The sequence below is a fragment of the Streptomyces sp. NPDC002446 genome, from assembly GCF_053595675.1.
On sequence record NZ_JBSFYC010000105.1, the window covers coordinates 1 to 19,319 of the forward strand.

20 protein-coding genes are annotated in these 19,319 nt (G+C 71.7%); 9 read left to right on the forward strand and 11 right to left on the reverse strand.

Annotation, left to right across the window (positions count from 1 at the left end; genetic code table 11):
• The first annotated feature begins 254 nt into the window (after positions 1–254).
• Positions 255–755 (forward strand): pentapeptide repeat-containing protein, encoded by a 501-nt coding sequence (locus tag ACWD6P_RS34300; protein WP_451448115.1) that lies wholly within the window; start codon positions 255–257, stop codon positions 753–755.
• Positions 756–765: 10 nt separating this feature from the next.
• Here the strand turns inward: ACWD6P_RS34300 and ACWD6P_RS34305 are convergent, their stop codons facing one another.
• Together ACWD6P_RS34305 and ACWD6P_RS34310 are read right to left on the reverse strand one after the other, a co-directional pair.
• Positions 766–1,638, reverse strand: coding sequence for a siderophore-interacting protein (locus ACWD6P_RS34305; RefSeq protein WP_451448116.1), 873 nt, complete (start codon positions 1,636–1,638; stop codon positions 766–768).
• Between the two features lie 42 nt (positions 1,639–1,680).
• Entirely contained in the window at positions 1,681–3,990 is a 2,310-nt protein-coding gene (locus ACWD6P_RS34310; protein ID WP_451448117.1) for an ATP-binding cassette domain-containing protein, read from the reverse strand.
• Positions 3,991–4,069: 79 nt separating this feature from the next.
• On the opposite strand from ACWD6P_RS34310, the gene ACWD6P_RS34315 reads away from it, so the two are divergent.
• The 4 genes from ACWD6P_RS34315 to ACWD6P_RS34330 all read left to right on the forward strand — a co-directional run bounded on the left by ACWD6P_RS34315 (position 4,070) and on the right by ACWD6P_RS34330 (position 7,469).
• The gene (locus tag ACWD6P_RS34315; protein ID WP_451448118.1) at positions 4,070–4,870 is read left to right on the forward strand and encodes a TetR/AcrR family transcriptional regulator; all 801 of its coding nucleotides are present in this window, start codon (positions 4,070–4,072) and stop codon (positions 4,868–4,870) included.
• Between the two features lie 109 nt (positions 4,871–4,979).
• Positions 4,980–5,213, forward strand: coding sequence for a hypothetical protein (locus tag ACWD6P_RS34320; RefSeq protein WP_451448119.1), 234 nt, complete (start codon positions 4,980–4,982; stop codon positions 5,211–5,213).
• 125 nt (positions 5,214–5,338) lie between these two features.
• Positions 5,339–6,433 carry a right-handed parallel beta-helix repeat-containing protein gene (locus ACWD6P_RS34325; RefSeq protein WP_451448120.1) on the forward strand — a complete coding sequence of 365 codons (1,095 nt, stop codon included), beginning with the start codon at positions 5,339–5,341 and terminating at the stop codon, positions 6,431–6,433.
• Between the two features lie 7 nt (positions 6,434–6,440).
• Positions 6,441–7,469, forward strand: a complete 1,029-nt coding sequence (locus ACWD6P_RS34330) for a methyltransferase (RefSeq protein ID WP_451448121.1) — start codon at positions 6,441–6,443, stop codon at positions 7,467–7,469.
• 130 nt (positions 7,470–7,599) lie between these two features.
• Here ACWD6P_RS34330 and ACWD6P_RS34335 read toward each other — a convergent pair whose 3' ends face one another.
• The 7 genes from ACWD6P_RS34335 to ACWD6P_RS34365 all read right to left on the reverse strand — a co-directional run bounded on the left by ACWD6P_RS34335 (position 7,600) and on the right by ACWD6P_RS34365 (position 12,906).
• On the reverse strand, positions 7,600–7,932 hold the full coding sequence (locus ACWD6P_RS34335) for a TcmI family type II polyketide cyclase (protein WP_451448122.1): 333 nt from the start codon (positions 7,930–7,932) through the stop codon (positions 7,600–7,602).
• Between the two features lie 56 nt (positions 7,933–7,988).
• Positions 7,989–8,462 carry an SRPBCC family protein gene (locus ACWD6P_RS34340; protein WP_451448123.1) on the reverse strand — a complete coding sequence of 158 codons (474 nt, stop codon included), beginning with the start codon at positions 8,460–8,462 and terminating at the stop codon, positions 7,989–7,991.
• A gap of 1 nt (position 8,463) precedes the next feature.
• Positions 8,464–8,754 carry an acyl carrier protein gene (locus ACWD6P_RS34345; protein ID WP_451448124.1) on the reverse strand — a complete coding sequence of 97 codons (291 nt, stop codon included), beginning with the start codon at positions 8,752–8,754 and terminating at the stop codon, positions 8,464–8,466.
• Between the two features lie 15 nt (positions 8,755–8,769).
• Positions 8,770–10,020, reverse strand: a complete 1,251-nt coding sequence (locus ACWD6P_RS34350; protein WP_451448134.1) for a ketosynthase chain-length factor — start codon at positions 10,018–10,020, stop codon at positions 8,770–8,772.
• On the reverse strand, positions 10,020–11,285 hold the full coding sequence (locus ACWD6P_RS34355; RefSeq protein ID WP_451448125.1) for a beta-ketoacyl-[acyl-carrier-protein] synthase family protein: 1,266 nt from the start codon (positions 11,283–11,285) through the stop codon (positions 10,020–10,022). The genes ACWD6P_RS34350 and ACWD6P_RS34355 overlap by 1 nt, the downstream gene beginning before the upstream one ends.
• Positions 11,282–11,716, reverse strand: a complete 435-nt coding sequence (locus ACWD6P_RS34360; RefSeq protein WP_451448126.1) for a cupin domain-containing protein — start codon at positions 11,714–11,716, stop codon at positions 11,282–11,284. The genes ACWD6P_RS34355 and ACWD6P_RS34360 overlap by 4 nt, the downstream gene beginning before the upstream one ends.
• 68 nt (positions 11,717–11,784) lie before the next feature.
• Positions 11,785–12,906 (reverse strand): SchA/CurD-like domain-containing protein, encoded by a 1,122-nt coding sequence (locus tag ACWD6P_RS34365; protein ID WP_451448127.1) that lies wholly within the window; start codon positions 12,904–12,906, stop codon positions 11,785–11,787.
• Between the two features lie 251 nt (positions 12,907–13,157).
• Here ACWD6P_RS34365 and ACWD6P_RS34370 point away from each other — a divergent pair, with 251 nt between their 5' ends.
• Both ACWD6P_RS34370 and ACWD6P_RS34375 read left to right on the forward strand, forming a co-directional pair.
• Positions 13,158–14,792, forward strand: coding sequence for an FAD-dependent oxidoreductase (locus ACWD6P_RS34370; RefSeq protein ID WP_451448128.1), 1,635 nt, complete (start codon positions 13,158–13,160; stop codon positions 14,790–14,792).
• A 441-nt stretch (positions 14,793–15,233) separates the two neighbouring features.
• A complete protein-coding gene (locus tag ACWD6P_RS34375) occupies positions 15,234–15,722 on the forward strand; it encodes a glutathione peroxidase (protein ID WP_451448129.1) in 489 nt (162 codons plus the stop codon).
• Between the two features lie 23 nt (positions 15,723–15,745).
• Here the strand turns inward: ACWD6P_RS34375 and ACWD6P_RS34380 are convergent, their stop codons facing one another.
• Complete coding sequence (locus tag ACWD6P_RS34380) at positions 15,746–16,186, reverse strand: STAS domain-containing protein (protein ID WP_451448130.1); 441 nt, start codon at positions 16,184–16,186, stop codon at positions 15,746–15,748.
• Between the two features lie 239 nt (positions 16,187–16,425).
• Positions 16,426–17,205, reverse strand: a complete 780-nt coding sequence (locus ACWD6P_RS34385; RefSeq protein ID WP_451448131.1) for a class I SAM-dependent methyltransferase — start codon at positions 17,203–17,205, stop codon at positions 16,426–16,428.
• An 81-nt stretch (positions 17,206–17,286) separates the two neighbouring features.
• On the opposite strand from ACWD6P_RS34385, the gene ACWD6P_RS34390 reads away from it, so the two are divergent.
• The gene (locus ACWD6P_RS34390; protein ID WP_451448132.1) at positions 17,287–17,847 is read left to right on the forward strand and encodes a winged helix-turn-helix transcriptional regulator; all 561 of its coding nucleotides are present in this window, start codon (positions 17,287–17,289) and stop codon (positions 17,845–17,847) included.
• 41 nt (positions 17,848–17,888) lie between these two features.
• Positions 17,889–19,244: a GAF domain-containing protein gene (locus tag ACWD6P_RS34395; protein WP_451448133.1), complete on the forward strand. Its 1,356-nt coding sequence runs from the start codon at positions 17,889–17,891 to the stop codon at positions 19,242–19,244.
• The last annotated feature ends 75 nt before the right edge of the window (positions 19,245–19,319 follow it).

The window sequence follows — 19,319 nt, forward strand, 5'->3', positions numbered from 1 at the left end:
AGTTCAAGCGCACGTACAAGAACGGCAAGATGTGATAAAGCGAAGCAGTCCGGACACCCTGCCCCGGAGGACCGCCACCGCCACCCGAAAAGCCCCGCGCAGCGGCACGCAACGCCCGCCGCAGGCGCAACGGCGACCAACCCCCACGGCGGGAAAGCCGAAAACGCGGGCAGCCAAGCAACGCGCAGCGGACTCGGCCACGAAGTGTGACCATAGGATCACCATCCGCGATCCACCGTCAGAAAGGCTGACCCATGCGTACTCTCCGCCTGCGGGCCCCCCTCGTCGCGCTGGCTGCGGCCGGCTGTGTGCTGGCCGTGCCTGCCGTGAGCGTCGCGGCAACCCTGGACTGCGGTCCCGCTTCCGCGCAGGCCGGTCCCCGGCCACAGGACGACGCCGAGCCACGGGCCGACGCCGCGCAGGTCGCCATGCTCAAACGCGGCGTGGCGGAGTGGAACAACTGGCGCAAGGCGCACCCCGGCGTCCGGCCGGCGCTCTCCGGCGCCGGCTTCCCGCACGCCGACCTGCACGGCGCCGACCTCAAGGGCGCCGACCTCCGTGGTGCCAACCTCAGCAACGCCGATCTGCACGGCGCCGACCTCGCCGGTGCCGACCTCTCCGGCTCCCTGCTCGTCGCGGCCGACCTGAGCAACGCCGACCTCAACCGCGCCGACCTCGGCGGTGCCTACCTCAGCGGCGCCCGGCTCAGCGGTACCAAGCTCGGCTGCAAGGGGCACGCGACGTGCACGGGCTGAGGCTGCCGGGCTATCGGCCCACGCGTTCCCGGGCCTCCGCGATGTCCTCCTCCGTCGGGGCGTCGTCCTGGGTGAGGGTGCGGCGCCAGTAGCCGCTGAAGTCGATCCGCCGCTTGTCGATGCCGCGTTCGTCGACCAGATGGCGCCGTAGCGTGCGTACCGTGCCCGCCTCGCCGGCCAGCCAGGCGAAGACCTCTCCGGCCGGGAAGGGCAGGGCGCGTACGGCCGCCGGCAGCGCGTCACCGTGACCGGGCGGGACGCCGTCGCGGTGCACCCAGTGCACGGTGACGTCCGCCCGGGTCGCGAAGCGCTGCTCCTCGGCGGCGTCGGCCACCTCTATACAGGCGAGCGCGCGGGCGCCGGACGGCAGCGCCTCGACGAGGGAGCCGATGGCCGGCAGCGCCGTCTCGTCGCCGGCCAGCAGCAGCCAGTCGGCGGTGTCGAGCGGCAGTGGCCAGGCATACTCCGCCGCCGGGCCGTAGCGGGCGAGGGCGTCGCCCACGGCGGCGGAGGCCGCCCACCGGGTCGCCGGGCCGGGCGCCGGGTCATCCGTCGACGTCGCGGCGGCGTGGAGCACGAAGTCGACGGTGATCCGGTGCCGGACCGCGTCGTAGGAGCGCACCGTATAGCTGCGCATCCACGGCCGTTCGTCCTCGGGAAGGGCGAGGAACGCCTGGTACCAGCGCATCGCGTCGCCGTCCGCGCCCCGCTCGGGCAAGCGGGGGGCGTGCTGGCCCGGTTGGGGGAACAGCAGCTTGAGTTGCTGGTCGGGCCAGGTGGGGAAGTCATCGAGGCCGTCCCCGGCGAAGGTGATGCGGGCCATGCGGGGGCTGATCCGCCGGACGTCGGTGACATGGATGAGCGCGACGGGCACGGCCGCCATCGGGTCCTCCAGGGAGAGAAGCGGGTGGAAGGGAAGCGGGGCCTACGGGGCAGGGTGCTGAACGTACGTCCGCAGGTGGCGGGCGGTCAGGGAGTCGCCGGTGGCGACCAGGTCCGCGGGGGTGCCGGTGAAGACCACTCGGCCGCCGTCCTGTCCGGCCCCGGGGCCGAGGTCGACGATCCAGTCGGCGTGGGCCATCACCGCCTGGTGGTGTTCGATGACGATGACGGTGTTGCCGTCGTCGACCAGCCGGTCCAGCAGGCCCAGGAGCTGGTCCACATCGGCGAGGTGCAGTCCGGTGGTCGGCTCGTCGAGGACGTAGACGGCGCCCTTCTCCGCCATGTGGACGGCGAGTTTGAGGCGCTGCCGTTCACCTCCGGAGAGAGTGGTGAGCGGCTGGCCGAGGCCCAGGTAGCCCAGGCCCACCTCCGCGAGCCGGTCGAGGATGGTGCGGGCCTGCCCGGTGGGGAAGAACTCGCGGGCCTCGGCCACGGACATCGCGAGCACCTCGCTGATGTTCTTGCCACGCAGGGTGTAGGTGAGGACCTTGGGGGTGAAGCGCCGGCCCTCGCACTCCTCGCAGACCGCGGCCACACCGGCCATCATCGCGAGGTCGGTGTAGACCAGCCCGATGCCCTTGCAGGTCGGGCAGGCGCCTTCGGAGTTGGCGCTGAACAGGGCCGCCCGCACGCCGTTGGCCTTGGCGAAGGCGGTGCGTACCGGACCGAGGAGTCCGGTGTAGGTGGCCGGGTTGGAGCGCCGGGAGCCGCGGATCGGGGACTGGTCGGCGACGATCACCCCGTCCCGCCGGGGCAGCGAGCCGTGGATCAGGGAGCTCTTGCCGGAGCCCGCCACTCCCGTGACGACGGTGAGCACCCCCAGCGGGAGGTCGACGCTGACGTCCTGGAGGTTGTGGGTGTCGGCGCCGCGGATCGCGATCCGGCCACGGGGCTCACGGACCGTTGTGCGCAGCCGGGCGCGGTGGTCGAGATGGCGGCCGGTCAGGGTGCCGGAGGCGCGCAGGGCCGCGACGTCGCCGGTGAAGCAGAGCTGTCCGCCGGCGGCTCCGGCTCCCGGGCCGAGGTCGACGACATGGTCGGCGATCGCGATCGTCTCGGGCTTGTGCTCGACGACCAGGACCGTGTTGCCCTTGTCGCGCAGCCTGCGCAGCAGGTCGTTCATCCGCTGGATGTCATGCGGGTGCAGTCCGGTGGTCGGCTCGTCGAAGACGTAGGTGACGTCGGTGAGGCTGGAGCCCAGATGGCGGACCATCTTGACGCGCTGGGCCTCGCCGCCGGACAGCGTGGCCGACTCGCGGTCCAGGCTCAGATAGCCCAGCCCGATCTCGACCAGCGAGTCCAGCGTGTGGCAGAGGGTGGCGACCAGCGGGGCCACGGACGGCTCGTCGATGGACCGGACGAAGGTGACCAGATCGCTGATCTGCAGGGCCGAGCACTCGGCGATGTTGCGGCCGGCGATACGGGAGCCGAGCGCGGCGGCATTGAGGCGGGCGCCGCCGCAGGAGCCGCAGGCGGCGAAGGTCACCGCTCGGTCGACGAAGGCGCGGATATGGGGCCGCAGGGATTCCCGGTCCTTGGCGAGGTAGCTCCGCTGCAGCCGTACCAGGAGGCCTTCGTAGGTGACGTGGGACGTACCGAGCTTGATTTTGGTCGTGGGTTTGTGCAGGAGGTCGTCCCACTGGGCGGGGGTGTAGTCCTTGAGTCTGGTGTCCGGGTCGAAGAATCCGGAGTGGGCGAGGGTCTGCCAGTACCACGAGCCGACGGTGAAGCCGGGGGCGGTGATGGCGCCCTCGTTGAGCGAGAGTCCGGTGTCCACCACCTCGTCGACGTCGATCGCCGAGACCCGGCCGAGGCCCTCACAGGCGGGGCACATGCCGTCGGCGCTGTTGAAGCTGAAGGCGGTGGAGGTGCCGGCGTGCGGGGTGCCCAGGCGGCTGAAGATGATCCGCAGCATGGTGTGGGCGTCGGTCGCGGTGCCGACCGTGGAGCGGGAGTTGGCGCCCATGCGCTCCTGGTCGACCACGATCGCCGCGCTCAGATTGCGCAGCGCGTCGACGTCGGGGCGGCTCTGGCTCGGCATGAAGGACTGGACGAAGGCCGTGTAGGTCTCGTTGATCAGCCGCTGGGATTCGGCCGCGATGGTGCCGAAGACCAGTGAGGACTTTCCGGATCCGGAGACCCCGGTGAATACCGTGAGACGGCGCTTGGGAATGTCGAGCGAGATATCGGCGAGGTTGTTCTCTCTGGCCCCTCGGACCTCGATCGCGTCATGGCTGTCCGCGGCGGATATCTGCTCGTTGTCCGGCCGCCCGTCGGTATGCCCTGCCCTCATTCCGACCACCCCTCCTGATATCCTTACACCGTAAAGAGTTCGCTCGCGGACGTTACTTTATGGCGTAAGGAGTCGGCAAGTGGTCGTATTCGCCGGGCAGGGCGACGCCCGCCGTTCGATGGCGCTGCTGTGGCGCGCCGAGGGCGCCGACGGGACCCGGACGAGGCGGTGGCCGGGGCCCAGACCGGCGCTGAGCGTGGAGGCGATCGTCGAGGCCGGGATCGCCGTCGCCGACGCCGACGGCATGGCGGCGCTGTCCATGCGCGCGGTCGGCGAGCGGCTGGGACGCACCGCCATGGCGCTCTACACGTACGTCCCCGGCAAGAGCGAGCTGGTGGATCTGATGTACGACCAGGTGCAGGCGGAGCTGCCGCACGACTACGACCTCGGCGCGGGCTGGCGGGCCGCGGTGACGTCCTGGGCCGAGGACACCTGGGAGTTCTGCCTGCGCCACCCCTGGGTGCTCCAGGTGTCCCAGGCGCGCCCGGTGCTGGGCCCGCACGAGTACCGCGCCCTGGAGACGCTGCTGCGGCTGCTGTACGCCACGGAGCTGAGCTCCGCGGTGCTGCGCCGGGTCGTCGGCACGCTGGTCCACTTCGTGCGCGGCGCCGCGCAGACGGTCGTCGAATCGCGGCTGGCCGCGGCGTCGACCGGGGTCTCCGACGAGGAGTGGTGGCAGGCCCGCTCCGCCATGCTCACCGAGGTGGTCCCCGACTTCGCCGAGCGCTTCCCGCTCCTGGTCCGGCTGGAGACGGAGGGCGCCGCGCCGGTCACGGACGAGTCGGTGCCGTATCTGGAGCGCGAGGCACGCACGACCTTCGAGGTCGGGCTGACGGTCGTGCTGGACGGGATCGAGGCGGCGATCGGCAAGGGCCGCTGAGCCGCCGATCGCCACCAGCGGCCCTGCCGACCACGGCCGTTGGGGTGATGAAGCGGCCGCACCGGCTCCGGGCGGGTGTCGTCGGGCGGGGCCCGCGCGTTGGTCTTCCATGACCGTCTTCCGCGTCCGACCGTGGTTCCTGCCGACCAGCCTCGCGGCGTTCCTGACCGAGGTGTGCCCGGACGGGGCGGCTGACGCACCGTCGGATGCGGGCGCCGACGACGGGCCCGACGGCCCGCCCGATACCCGGTCAGCTGATTTAGGGACGACCGAATGCCTTCCGTGCGCGGGTGCGTCCGACGCCGCCGACGACGGCCCGCACCAGCGCTCCGACCAGCCCTGACGGGCGGCCGGGCGGGGCGCCGGGCAGCGGAGTTGACAGCGCGTCGAAAGCTGGCGTCCGCACGCACCGCCGCCCTCGGGTTACCACATGTGGCGAGCGGTGATGATCGCCCATAGCTTCGCCTCATGGCGCTTCGAAAGATGAAATACCTGGGCTGCGTCGCCGCGGTGATGGCCGGCGGACTGGGCGCGGCCGACCCGTGCGACGGCGACGGGCAGCATGTGGTCCATGCGGGCGATTCGATCCAGCGGGCGGTGGACAGGGCACGGCCGGGTGACACCGTCGTCATCGGTCCCGGGGTCTACCAGGAGAGCGTACTGATCAACAAGTCCCGGCTGCGCCTGGTGGGCGCCGGGAAGAAGACGGTGATCAAGCCACCGGCGGCCAAGCCGTCCGGGAAGCGGGCGGCGAACGCCTGCGGGCAGGAAGGCAACGGCATCTGCGTCATCGGCAGCGGTGGCCACCCGCTCCATGGCGTCACCATCCGCGCGTTGACGGTCTCCCACGCCAAGCGGAACGGCATCTGGGCCTCCGGCACCGACCAGCTGTCCGTGCACAACGTGACCGCCAAGGACAACGGCGTGTGGGGCATCGGGCTGGAGAAGTCCGTCCGGAGCAAGATCTGGAACAACCTGGTCACCGGCAGCGGCGACTCCGGCATCTTCGTCGCGAACACGGTCAAGCAGGAGGGCGGAGCCACCGACACCCAGGGCACGTCCATCGCCTACAACCAGATGTCGCGCAACCGCATCGGCGTCACGATCCGGCGCGTCAGGCATCTGACGGTGCACGACAACACCATGACCGGGAACTGCGGCGGAGCGTTCATCGTCGGCGACGAGTCACGCCCCAGGGCGGGCGCGCTGACCGTGCGGAACAACAAGGTCGTCAAGAACAACAAGCACTGCCCCGGCAACAGCCGGCTGCCGTTCATCCAGGGTTCCGGCATCGTCCTGACCGGTACCGAGAAGGCGATGGTGTGGAACAACGAGATCCGCGACAACGTCGGCGAGTCCCCGCTCTCCGGTGGCGTGGTCCTCTTCCACAGCTTCGTCAAGGCGCTCAACGAGGACAACCTCATCACCAACAACACGGTGCGGCACAACAAGCCGGCGGACCTGGTCAACCGGGACACCGAAGGCAAGGGAAACCGATTCATCGGCAATTTCTGCCGGACCTCGAAGCCGGCCGGTCTCTGCTGGCCCCAAACGGGAGAATAGAGGCGGAATGACCACCGTAAGTCCCACCCCCCAGCCGGCCATGCGGCTGCGCGAGCTCGTCTTCGGAGCCGCGTGCGCGGCGTCCGTACGGGCCGCGGCGAAGCTCGGTGTCGCCGACGCCCTCGGCGACCGGCCCGCCACGGCGCAGGAGCTGGCCTCCGCGGTGCAGGCCGAGCCGCGACCGCTGGAGCGGCTGCTGCGCACGCTGTCCTGCTACGGGATCTTCGAGGAGACCGCGGACGGCAAGTACGTCCACACCGAGATGTCCCGGCTGCTGCGCGAGGACGCCCCCAACAGCCTGCGCTACATCTCCCTGTGGTGCACCGAGCCCTGGACCTGGGACGCCTGGCCCCGGCTCGACGAGGCGGTGCGCTCGGGCCGCAGCGTCTTCGACGACCTGTACGGCAAGGGCTTCTTCGACTACCTCCACGAGGACGCACGGGACTCCGCCGAGGTGTTCGACCGGGCCATGACCACCTCCAGCAGACAGTCGGCCGAGGACCTCGCCGCGCTGCTCGACCTGTCCGGGGCGTCGTCGGTGGCGGACATCGGCGGCGGCCAGGGGCATGTCCTGGCCAGCCTGCTGGAGAAGTACCCCGCGCTGGAGGGCACCCTGCTCGATCTGCCGACGGTGGTGGCGCACCCGGACCCCCGGCTGCACAAGGGCGGCGCGCTCGCTCCGCGGGTACGGATCGTGCCGGGCGACTGCCGCGACGACATCCCCGTACAGGCCGATGTCTACATCATCAAGAACATCCTGGAGTGGGACGACGAGAGCACCCGCAGGACGCTGCGCAACGTCGTCAGGGCCGCCCGTCCCGGCGCCCGCGTGGTGATCATCGAGAACCTCGTCGACGACAGCCCCTCGATGAAGTTCACCACCGCCATGGACCTGCTGCTGCTCCTGAACGTGGGCGGCGCCAAGCACACCAAGGAGAGCCTGGTCGGCCGGATGTCGGCGGCCGGCCTGAAGGTCGGTGACATCCGGCCGGTCAACCCCTATCTGCACGCCTTCGAGTGCACCGTGCCGGCGTGAGGAACAGCGCGCGATGAAGCAGCCCGGCAACGGCAGGCCGCCCGGCGGGGAGAAGCCTCCTCGCCGGGCGGCCGTGCCCGTTCCCGGGCGGGCGCGTGAGCCGGGGGATCGCCCCGGCTCCGCCTGCGCGTCAGGTGCTGCCGTCGCGCTCCCAGCGATAGAACTGGTGGGCCATCGCGTCCTTGGGGCTGCGCCAGGTCTCCGGGTCGTACGCGCTGACGAAGGCGGACAGCTTGTCGCTCACCGCGCGGAACTCGGGGTGCTCGGTGACCTTGGCGATCTCCGGTCCGGGCGGCCGGTCGGACTCGATGAGGTGCAGATACACGTCACCGAACTGGAAGAGGGTCCGCCGCGCGACGCCCACCAGGTGGGGCAGCTCCGTGCGGTCCGAGGCCCGGAAGACCTCGGCGATGTCCGGAGCCGAACCGGGGGCCATACGAGCGACGATCAGTGCGTGATGCATCGGGGAGATCCCTTCTGTGCCGCCGGGTGGCGGTCCGAAAGCGGCCCGGCGGGCGGTCAGTTGACGGCGGCGGAACGCAGCTCGCGGTCCCGCTGCTCGATCTTGTCCCGGATGAGCTCCAGCTGGATCCGGGAGTTGCGGTTGATGAGCTCGGTCATCCCCTTGTCGTCGACCGGGGCCTGCGGCTTCATGGCGAAGTCCTGGGTCCAGTGCATCGAGGTGCCGCCGGGGATCTCGGCGTACTTCCAGTGGATGTCCATGTGCTCGAAGGGACCGGTCTCCACGCGGCGGGCGCGGACGGAGCGGCCCGCCCGGTCGACGACCCGCTCGGAGACCCAGCTCCAGACGGTGCCGTTGTCGTCCGGGTGCATCGTCAGCCGGAAGGTGGTCTTGGCGCCCTCCCGGGAGAGCACCTCGACCGAGGCGTACTCGCTGAAGAGCTGCGGCCAGTCCTCGATGTCGTTGGTGATGTCCCAGACGAGGTCGAGGGGCGCGGCGATGGTGATGTCGTTCTCGGTGTGGCCGGGCATGTCAGGCTCCTGTCGTCGGCACGGTCGCCTTGTCGGCGCTGGCTTCGGTGGACTCGGTGTTGATGAGGGCGAGGAAGTCACGCGGCGTCTTGCAGCGCTCCGCGTCGGTCGGCATCGGCCGGCCGTGCCGGTTCTCCAACTCGCCCACGATGCCGAGGAGGCCGAGCGAGTCGAGGCCGAACTCGGCGAAGGACGTATCGGCGCGGTGGGCCAGGTCCTTGGGGTCGACGGTGAGGCCGGCGGCCGACTTCATCAGCGATGCCAGCTCGTCGAGCGTCAGTTGAGCGATCATGCGGGGTTCTCCTTCTCACGAGGGGGACGTGGGGCTGTGCCGCAGCACCATGGCCGCGTTCGAACCCATCAGTCCCCGGCTCAGCACCAGCGCCGTGCGCAGTTCGGCGGGCCGGGCCCGGCCGGTCACCACGTCGATGTCGTGGCATACGTCGACGACGTTGGGCGTGGGCGGCACCACACCGTTCTCCATGGCGAGCACCGCGGCCGCGATGTCCAGGACGGGGGCACCGCAGTACGCCCGCCCGGTGCCGGTCTTCGGGGCGGTCACCGGGACCTGCGCGGTGTGCCGGCCCAGGGTGTCCGCGAGGGCCAGCGCCTCGGCCCGGTCGGCCGAGAAGACGCCGAGCGCGTCCGCGAAGACCACGTCGATCTCCTCCGGGGCGCACCGCGCGTCCTCCAGCGCGCCGCGGATCGCATGGGCGAGCCCGTCGCGGGACTCCTCCCACCGCGAGGCGCCGGTGAAGGTCGCGGCGTGCCCGGAGAGCACGGCCCGGACGGACGCCCCGCGGCTTCCGGCGGCCGCCTCCTCCTCAAGGACCAGCATCGCGCCGCCCTCGGCGGGCACGAATCCGCAGGCGCCCTCGGTGAACGGGCGGTAGGCGCGGACCGGGTCGTCGAGCGTGCTCAGGTCGTCGTAGCCGAGCTGGCAGACGACCGAGTAGGGGGCCAGCGGCGCCTCGGCGGCGCCGACCACGACGGCGTCGGTGCCGCGCCGGATGGTGCGGCAGGCGTGCGCCAGGGCGTCCAGGCCGCCCGCCTCGTCGCTGGCCACGACTCCGCAGGGCCCCTTGAAGCCACCGCGGATGGAGATCTGCCCGGTGCTGGCCGCGTAGAACCAGGCGATGGACTGGTACGGCCCGACATACCGCGAGCCCTGGCCCCAGAGCCGCTGCAGCTCCCGCTGGCCGAACTCGCCGCCGCCCGAGCCGGCGGCGGTGACGACGCCCACCGCGAACGGCGAGTGGTCGTAGTCGGCGCGGCCGAGGTGGGCGTCGTCCAGTGCGAGGTTGGCCGCCGCCATGGCGAAGTGCGTGAACCGGTCGGTCTGGACGAGGAACCGCTCCTCGATCAGATGCGCCGGGTCAAAGCCGCGGACCTCACCGGCGACCTTGAGCGGCAGGTGCTCGCACCCTTCGCGGGTCACCCGGTCCAGAACGCTGACGCCTTCCTCGGTCGCCTTCCAGAAGGCCTCGGTGCTCACCCCGTTGGGGGCGATGACGCCGATGCCGGTGACGACGGAGCGTCGTTGTTTCGGGGAGCTCATCATGCCCTCCCACCCTGTCGGGTCAGTACGACCGCTGACTGGAATCCCCCGAAGCCGCTGCCGACCGAGAGCACCGAACGCAGCGGCAGCTCCCGTGCCGTCCTGGGCACGTAGTCGAGGTCGCACTCCGGGTCCGGGGTCTCGTAGTTGGCCGTCGGCGGCACGACCTGGTGGGTCAGTGCCAGCACACAGGCGACGATCTCGATGGCGCCGATCGCGCCGAGCGAGTGGCCCACCATGGATTTGATGGAGCTCATCGGCACGTTGTAGGCGTGTTTGCCCAGCGACCGCTTGACCGCGGCGGTCTCGTGCCGGTCGTTCTGCTGGGTGCCGGAGCCGTGTGCGTTGACGTAGTCGACCTGGGTGGCGTCGACCCTGGCGTGACCGAGTGCGCGGTTGATCGCCTCGGCCATCTCCAGGCCCTCCTGGGTGAGACCGGTCATGTGGTACGCGTTGCCGAACGTGGCGTAGCCGCGTATCTCGCAGTGGACGGTCGCACCGCGGGCGCGGGCGTGTTCCAGCTCCTCCAGGACGAGTACGGCGCCGCCCTCCCCCATGACGAATCCGTCGCGGTGGGCGTCGAACGGCCGTGAGGCGTGGGCGGGGTCGTCGTTGTTCGGGGAGGTCGCCTTGATGGCGTCGAAGCAGGCCACGGTGATCGGGGAGATCGGCGAGTCCGACGCACCGGCGATGCACACGTCGACCCGGCCCTCCTCGATGGAGTGGAAGGCGTACCCGATGGCGTCTAGGCCGGAGGTGCAGCCCGTGGAGACGGTCTGCACCGGGCCGTGCGCACCGACCCGTTCGGCCACCTCGGAGGCGAGCGAACTGGGGGAGAACGCCCGCTCCAGGTACCGGCCGGCCGGCCGGTGGTCGACGTCCCACCGCTGCCCGCGGTCGCTGACGGCGACGTAGTCGTGCTCCAGGCGCGTGGTGCCGCCGACCGCGGTGCCCAGGGACACCCCGATGCGCCAGGGGTCCTCCTTCTCGGTGTCCAGGCCGGCGTCGCGCAGCGCCTCGTCGGCGGCGGCCATCGCGAACTGGATGTACCGGTCCGAGCGGGCGATCTCGTCCCGGCTCAGCCCGTGGGCCGCGGGGTCGAAGTCGCACTCGGCGGCGATGCGCGAGCGGAAGCCCTCCGGGTTGAAGAGGGTGATGCCGCGGGTCGCCGTACGCCCGGAGGACAGCAGGTCCCAGAACGCGGGCACACCCACCCCGCCCGGGGCGACGATGCCGACGCCGGTGACCGCCACACGGCGGGTCATGACACCGGCTCCGTACGTTCGGGTGGCACGGCCGGCGCACTGTCCTCCGCGCCCTCGGTGTCGACGTGGCCGAGCTCGGGGCGCGGGGCCAGCGGGCCGAGGTGGAAGACCATCCGGGCCTCTTCGTCGCCGACATTGCGGAACCGGTGCCGCATGTAGGGCGGAATCAGCAGCCCCTGGTCGGGGCGCAGCGGGTACGCCTCCCCGTCGAGGTCCACTTCGAGCGCGCCCTGGACGACGTACACGAACTCCTCGGAGTACGGGTGGTAGTGCTCACCGATGCGTTCGCCGGGCTGGACGAGTGCCATGCCCATGAAGCCGCTCGTGGCGCCGACCGCGCTGGGTGTCAGCATGGCGCGCAGATCGCCTCCGCGCCGGCGGTTGGGCTTGGTCTCGCTGAGGTCCACGATGCGTGGGCGGTGCGTGGTCATGGCTGATTCCTCCAGGGACGTGAGGCCGGCGGTTGGGGTGGGGGAAGAGGTGCTGCGGGCGGACGCGGTCAGGCGTCCGGGGCCCGGCGGTCGGTGATCGGGGTCATGTCGGCGCGCGCCAGGAAGCGCGCCAGCTCGCGGTCGTCGGAGAGACCGCCGGCCGCTTCGGTGTCGAGCAGACGCCGCAGTACGGCCGTCTTGCGCGGGCCGCGCACACCGAGCGACAGCATGGGGTCGCTGTCGATGGGGAGGGTCAGATCGATCAGCCGGACGACGATGTCGTCGCGCTGGAAGATGGTGCTGCCGGCGATCGGGCACGCCTGGTCGTCGGCGGCCTGCTCGTCCTGACGGGCCAGCATCCTGGCCAGCGCCATGCCGCAGCCTTCCTTGGCGGGGTAGAGCAGCGCATGGCGGCTCACGCCCTCGGACCGTTCGCCGTGCGCCGCGACGTGGTGCACGGCGGGCAGCGCGGCGCGGGTGAAGAACACCCGGGCGGAGTTCGGGTCGCTGAGGTCGCGGTCCTGCTCCAGGTACGGGTTGATCGCCTCCTCGACGGCCCGGACCTCGGGCTGCCGGGAGATGTGGCGCAGCGCCGCGACGAGGTCGCCCTGCACCTCGACGGCGCGTACGACGCGGTTGCCGTGCATGAAGAGGGAGGTGCGGCGCAGCCGGGTGGTGTCGTCGACCCGGGCCTCCGGGGAGGTGTAGCCGGCGAGGATCTCGGCGACCTTGTCCTCGCTGCCGGGCTTCACGGTGAAGGTCAGGGCGTGCCGGACCACTCCGTCGCCGACGCGGGGGTTGGCCTGCAGTCGGCCCCCCTTGGGCGACTCGGGGGCGCGGGTCGCCACGTTCGAGGTCTCGCGCAGGACGCTGAAGCGCAGCGACCGGGTGTCGCGGACGCAGCTGTGCAGCGGCTGGACCATCTTGACGTGCTCTTCGCTGTTGACCCAGGCGAGGAACGGCGGTGCGCTCTCCCATTCGCTGGTGATCAGCCACTGCGAGGGGTTCTCGATGGACTGGCACAGCTGGTCGGTGATGTGCCCGGGGACGGACGCGACCTGGTTGCGCAGGTGCTCGTAGGCTTCCAGAAAGCGCTGCTGGGCTCCCTCGTGGAGGTCCAGGAGCAGCACGACCCGGAGCCGGGAGCCGTCGAAGGCCGACTGGGATATTCGTTCCGAGAGCGTTGTCATCGTCTACGCATCTCCTTCGGGGCCGAGGGTCCCTGTGGTGCGTCGTCAGTTCCGGTGCGATCCGGATGACTGAGCCGGATGGTGGGGCGGCCTTCCGGGTGACCCGGGGGCGTCCCGGTTTCGATCGTGGCGGGGACCGTCCGGTGGCGCGAGATCTGTGAGCCATGCAGGTGAATCGTGATGAAACAGGTCCATAGCAGGACATTCATGCTCCATCTGCCCTCAATGCGTCCTTGGAGCTGGAGCACGCTATGAATCCCACCGTTGAAGATCGGGTTCCGGTACTCATCGTGGGCGGGTCCCTGGTGGGCCTGTCCGCGTCGTTGTTCCTGGGACGCCTGGGTGTGCGGCATCTGCTGGTCGAGAAGCACTCGGACACCTCGCGGCATCCGCGCGGGCGGGGCAACAACGTCCGCACGATGGAGCTGTTCCGGGTGGCCGGAGCCGAGCAGCGCATTCGCGAGGCCGCCTCGGTCCTGGCCCCCAACCACGGCATCCTGCAGACCCCTTCACTCACCGGCGAGGAACAGGAGTGGCTGTTCAAGGAGATCGACCCGGGTGGCGGGCTGGCCCGGTTCAGCCCGTCGAGCTGGTGTCTGTGCAGCCAGAACGACCTCGAACCGGTACTGGTGCGCTGTGCCCGGGAGCACGGCGGCGAGCTGCGGTTCGCCACCGAGCTGGTCTCGTTCGAACAGGACGCGCGGGGCGTGACGGCGGTCCTGAAGGACCGCGGGACCGGTGAGCACAGCACCGTGCACGCGGACTACCTCATCGCGGCCGACGGCCCCCGCAGCCCGGTCCGCGAGCGGCTGGGCATCGGCCAGACGGGGCCCGGTGACCTCTTCCACAACGTGAGCATCACCTTCCGCGCCCCGGCCCTGGCGGACGTGGTGGGCGACCGTCACTTCATCGCCTGCTACCTGACCAACCCGGAGGCCGACGGCGCACTGCTGCCCGTGGACAACCAGGCGGAGTGGGTCTTCCACGCCCCCTGGCACCCCGACCGGGGCGAAACCCTGGAGGACTTCACCGACGAGCGGTGCGTCGACCACATCCGCCGGGCGACGGGCGCCCTGGACCTGGATGTGGAGATCACCGGCAAGGCCCCCTGGCACGCCGCCGAGCGGGTCGCCGAACGCTATGCGGCCGGCCGGGTCTTCCTCGCCGGCGACTCGGCCCACGAGATGTCCCCCACCGGGGCGTTCGGCTCCAACACCGGTATCCAGGACGCCCACAACCTCGCCTGGAAGCTCGCGGCCGTGCTGAACGGCTCGGCGGGCCCCGAACTGCTGGCTACGTACGAGACGGAGCGGCAGCCGGTGGCCCGCGAGACGAGCGCCCGCGCCTCGGCCCGCTCCGCGGAGCACAGCCACCCCGGGTACGCCCCGGCTCCGGGCGCGGGCGGGGGCCGGCAGCGCGGTGTGCTCACCGTCGCCCTCGGATACTGCTATCCGCGCGGCGCGGTCGTCGGCGCCGATCCCGAACTGCCGGTGGTTCCCGAACAGCTGCGGCTGACCGGCGAGCCGGGCACCCGCGCCCCGCACATGTGGCTGCATGCGCACGGCGAGCGCCGCTCGACCCTCGACCTCTACGAGAAGTCCTTCGTGCTGCTGTCCGGCTCCGACGGCGACATGTGGCGCACCGCCGCCAAGGGCGCCGTCCAGCGCTTCGCCGTACAGCTGGACTGCTATCTGATCGGCACCGAGCCGGACGACGACCTGGCTCCGGAGGAGGGCACCGACTGGGCCGAGAAGCACGGTACGACGCCGGAGGGGGCGGTGCTGGTGCGCCCCGACGGCTTCGTCGCATGGCGGGCGGAGGGCCGGGTGGCCGACCCCGAGGCGGCGCTGGCGGAGGTCTTCGCGTCGCTGCTCGGCAGGGACTGACCGCCCGCGCCGGGTACCCGGCACGCTGTGGACGCAGGGGCCGGCGGGGGATCCGCCGGCCCGTTCCGCGCCGGGAACGTATCTTCTGCTCGTCATCACCGCAGGGGCATCTGCGGACACGCCCGGCCGCGTCCCGCAACTCGGTGGCCGATTTCCGGTTGAGTCCGGGCATGGATGCCAAGAAGCCCGCCTCACACCCTTTTCAGCGCATCTCGCTCCCCCATCAGCACCAGCCGCCGCCCCTGCCACCGCCCGTTCCCCGGCGGCGCGCCGAGGAGGAGACGCCGATCTTCGACCAGCTCCTCAAGGAGTGGCGCTCGGGGGCACTGCGCCCGGCCGTGTCGTGGCCGACCGACGATCCGGGGAAGATCAGGGCGGGCGGCGCTGTTGGGACGGATGATGGGCGTCCCTATCCGCGGAACCGCGACGAGGAGCATGAACGTGAGCCTGTACGACATCCCGCTGCGCACCCTGACCGGTGAACCGGCCTCGCTCGCCGACTATCGGGGCAAGGCCCTGCTGGTGGTGAACGTGGCGTCCAAGTGCGGGCTTACCCCGCAGTATTCGGGTCTGGAGCGGCTGCAGCAGCGCTACGGGGACCGTGGCTTTTGCGTGCTGGGCTTCCCCAGCAACCAGTTCGCCGGCCAGGAGCCGGGCAGCGCCGAGGAGATCGCCACCTTCTGCTCGGCGACGTACGGCGTCAGTTTCCCGCTGTTCGAGAAGACCGATGTCAACGGCGCACACCGGCATCCGCTGTACGCGGCGCTGACCGGCACCGAGGACGCCGACGGCGCGGCGGGCGATGTCCAGTGGAACTTCGAGAAGTTCCTGATCGACGCCGAGGGCGGGGTGGCGGGCCGCTTCCGGCCGCGCACGGAGCCGGAGGCCGAGGAGCTCGTCGCCGCCATCGAGGCGGCCCTGCCGGCCTGAGCCGGGAGCAGCCGGGCGGGGCGTCAGGCCACGGCGATGTCCGTGGCCCCGCCCGCCCCGGTCGCTCCGGCGGCCGCTTCCCGGGCGCGGGCCTCTTGGGCCACGGCTTCCTGGGCCAGGGCGTCGTCGGAGACGATCTCGAAGTCGCCCGTCAGCCCGGTCATCCGCAGCAGCCGCGCGACGCTGCCGCCCGCGTGCACGCCGGTCAGCCGCAGCCGGCCGCCCCGCTGCCGGGTCCGCACCCGGGCCCGGCTGAGCAGCGACAGCCCGGCGCAGTCGATGAAGTCCACCGCGCCCAGATCGACGACGAGGTCGACGCCCTGGGCGCAGGTGATGCCGTCCAGCGGGTCGGAGAGCACTGACACGGCGAGAATGTCCAGCTCACCGCGGAGTTCGAGAAGGGTCACACCGCCCGCCGTGCGGCGCGGGCCGACAAGTCTCGGGTGGTGCGGGGCATCGTTCATCGGCCGACCCACTTTCGTGCCGGGGGCGCGGAATGACCACGCGCTCCTGGCGGGACATACGGAAGGTGTGGGGGCGCCCGGCGTGAATCCGGGCGGGTCGGCCCGTTCCCGGGTCGTCGGTGGTGCGGTGTGCGGAGCGCCGGCGCCGCTGCGTTCCGGCAGCCGCGCCCATGGTTGTCTACGGCTTACCCGCCGGCCGCCGCCTCAAGTCCCGCCGTACGCCACATCTGCAGGTTGGCTCAAAGTCGCCCCTTGCGCGCATGCCCGAGATAGGTGACCAAGGGCCGGGCCTGCGGTGCGAGCGCGAAGCCGACCACCGATGCGAGTTCGTCGTCGCCGATCCGGCCACGGCGGCGCGCCAGGATCCCGGCCACCAGACTGCGGACGCTGCGTGGCGCGAAGTCGCAGACGCCGCCGTCGGCCAGGCCGTGGCGCGCCAGCAGCTCGGCGACTTCGGCGGGTGTGCGCAGCCGGCGCGCGGCATAGCGGCCGGCCGGCACCACCCGGGTCATCGGCAGCCGCTGGAAGGCGACGAGGTAGACGAGCCGGGAGACCGGCGTGCGGTTGACCGTGTCGTAGACGAGGACGCCGTCGGGAGCGAGGGCGCGGGCGGCCTGTGCCACGACCCGGTCGGGGTCCTCGGTGATCTCCAGGGTGTCCGCGAGGTAGACCAGGTCGAACGCGGCGGCGGGGACGCCGGGCCGCTCCGCGGGCGCGGTGCGGTGCTCGATGCCCAGGCCGTCGCGGGCGGCCGTGGCGCGGGCCAGCGCGGTCGCCGACCCGGACGGATCGACGGCGGTGACCTCGAAGCCGAGTCCGGCCAGCCCGCGCGCCAGGAGCCCTCGCCCGGCGCCGACGACCAGGGCGCGCCCCGAGGGCGCCCGGCCGAGCCGCGCCAGCACCCCGGACGTGTACTCCAGGCGCACGTCCTGGAAGGCGGCCGCACGGATCTGGCGCCCGTCGACGGCCTTCGGGTCGGCCGAGTCCAGCTCGATCAGCGGAGCCCTCGTCCCGCGCATCGCCCCTCCCCCTTAGGTTCCCTGAGGGAACCTAGCATGCACAGTTCCCTCAGGGAACCCGCATCTGGATAAGGTCGGAGGGTGACCCGCACCCCGCTCTCCGACGTGGCCTGCTCGATCGCCCGCGCCACCGACCTGTTCGGCGACGCCTGGACGGCGCTGATCATGCGCGACGTACTGACCGGCATCGGCCGCTTCGACGACCTCGCGCAGGACCTGGGAATCTCCCGCAAGGTCCTGACCGCCCGGCTGTCGCGGCTGGTCGAGGAGGGCGTACTGGCCCGCGAGCGCTACCAGGACCGGCCACCGCGCGAGCACTACGTCGCGACGCGGAAGGGCGAGGAGCTCTACCCCGTGCTGCTGGCGCTGATGGACTGGGGCGATCGCTGGTACGCGGGCGAGGACGGCCCGCCGGCCCGTATCCACCACCTGGACTGCGACCGGGACACCACGCCGGTCACCGCCTGCGCGCACTGCGGCGGGCCGCTCACCACGGACAACACCACGCAGCTGCCCGGCCCCGGAGGGCGGACCGGCCCCGGGACACGGGTGATCGGCCCGCTGATCGCCTCCCGCGCACCGCAGCAGGCACAGAACGAAGGAGAGCCGCGGCAGGCGCAGGGAACCAATCGGCTCGCATAGCCATCTTCAGGGCAAACAGACTGTCCAAACCGCCCACACGAGTGAGGTGTGTCCTGACGTCGCCCGACCCGGCGGCCGACCGTTCCGCCGACGCCGCAGCCGAGCTCGCCGACCGCACCGCGCAGCGCCTGCGCGAGCTGGCCGGCGGGCCGCTCTCCCGGCTTCCGCAGCTCCTGGAGGCCATGGCGGCGATCGGCTCCGATCACGATCTGCCCCGCGCGCTGGCCCGCATCGCCGAGACCGCCGCCACCCTCACCGGCGCGCGCTACGCCGCCGTCGGCATCCACCACAAGGACGGCCACGGGCTCGCCGACGACCTCATCACCCACGGCGTCGCCCCCTCCCCCGAGGACGCGGGCCGCTCGCCCCGCGGCGCCGTCCTGGAGGTGCCGATCACCTTCCACGGCGAGGCGTTCGGCACCCTGCACGTCGCGGACAAGCGCGGCGGCGCGGCGTCCGACGGGGAGCCGGCCGGGTCGGCCGGGCGGGAGTTCGCGGACGAGGACCTCCATCTGGTGCGGGTGCTGGCCACCGAGGCCGGTATCGCGATGGGCAATGCCCGGATGCAGTCCGCCGCCCGGCAGCGCACCCGCTGGATCGACGGTGCCGCCTCCCTCACCACGGCCCTGCTGGCCGGACCCGAGACCCGTTCGACGACCGGAGACGCCCTGACGGTCGTCGCGGAGAAGGGGCGCGAGCTCGCCGAGGCGGCCACCGGAGCGGTGCTGCTGCCGCTGGCCGAGGGCGGCATGGAGGTGGTGGCGATCTCCACCGGGCTGCCCGACGCCGTACGGACCGAGGCGTACCGCGGCAGGATCCCGCCGGAGAGCCCCGTACTGCACCAGATAGCGGCCGGGCTGGCGGTCTTCTCCGACGACTTCGCCGACGACCCCCGCTCGGTCTCCCCGCTGTCGCGCCATTACGGGCCGACGATGCTGCTGCCGCTGCGCAGCAACGGGCGGGTGCTGGGTGCCCTCGCGCTGTGCCGCGAGCCCGGCGAACCGCGTTTCAGCCACGGCGAACGCACCCTGGGCACCCAGTTCGCCGCCCAGGCCGCGCTGGCGCTCGTACTGGCCGACAGCCGCCGCGACCGCGAGCGGCTGGCCGTCTACGAAGACCGCGACCGCATCGCCCGCGACCTCCACGACCTGGTCATCCAGCGGCTGTTCGCCACCGGGATGCTGCTGGAGAGCGCCCAGCGCAAGGCCGTGCTGCCGGACGTGCGCGAGGGGCTCGGCCAGGCGGTCGACGAACTGGACGCGACGATCCAGGAGATCCGCACGGCGATCATCGCGCTGCAGCAAGGGCCGTCCCAGACGCCGCCGGGGCTGCGCACCCGCGTCCTCCGGGAGGCCGGCGCGGCGGCCCAGACGCTCGCGATCGCCATGTTCCCGTAGGCGGAGTTCCACTGCGTGCGAACGCTGCCGTCGGTGGCGGCCAGGACCGGGGTGCCGTAGCTGACCGGGAAGTCG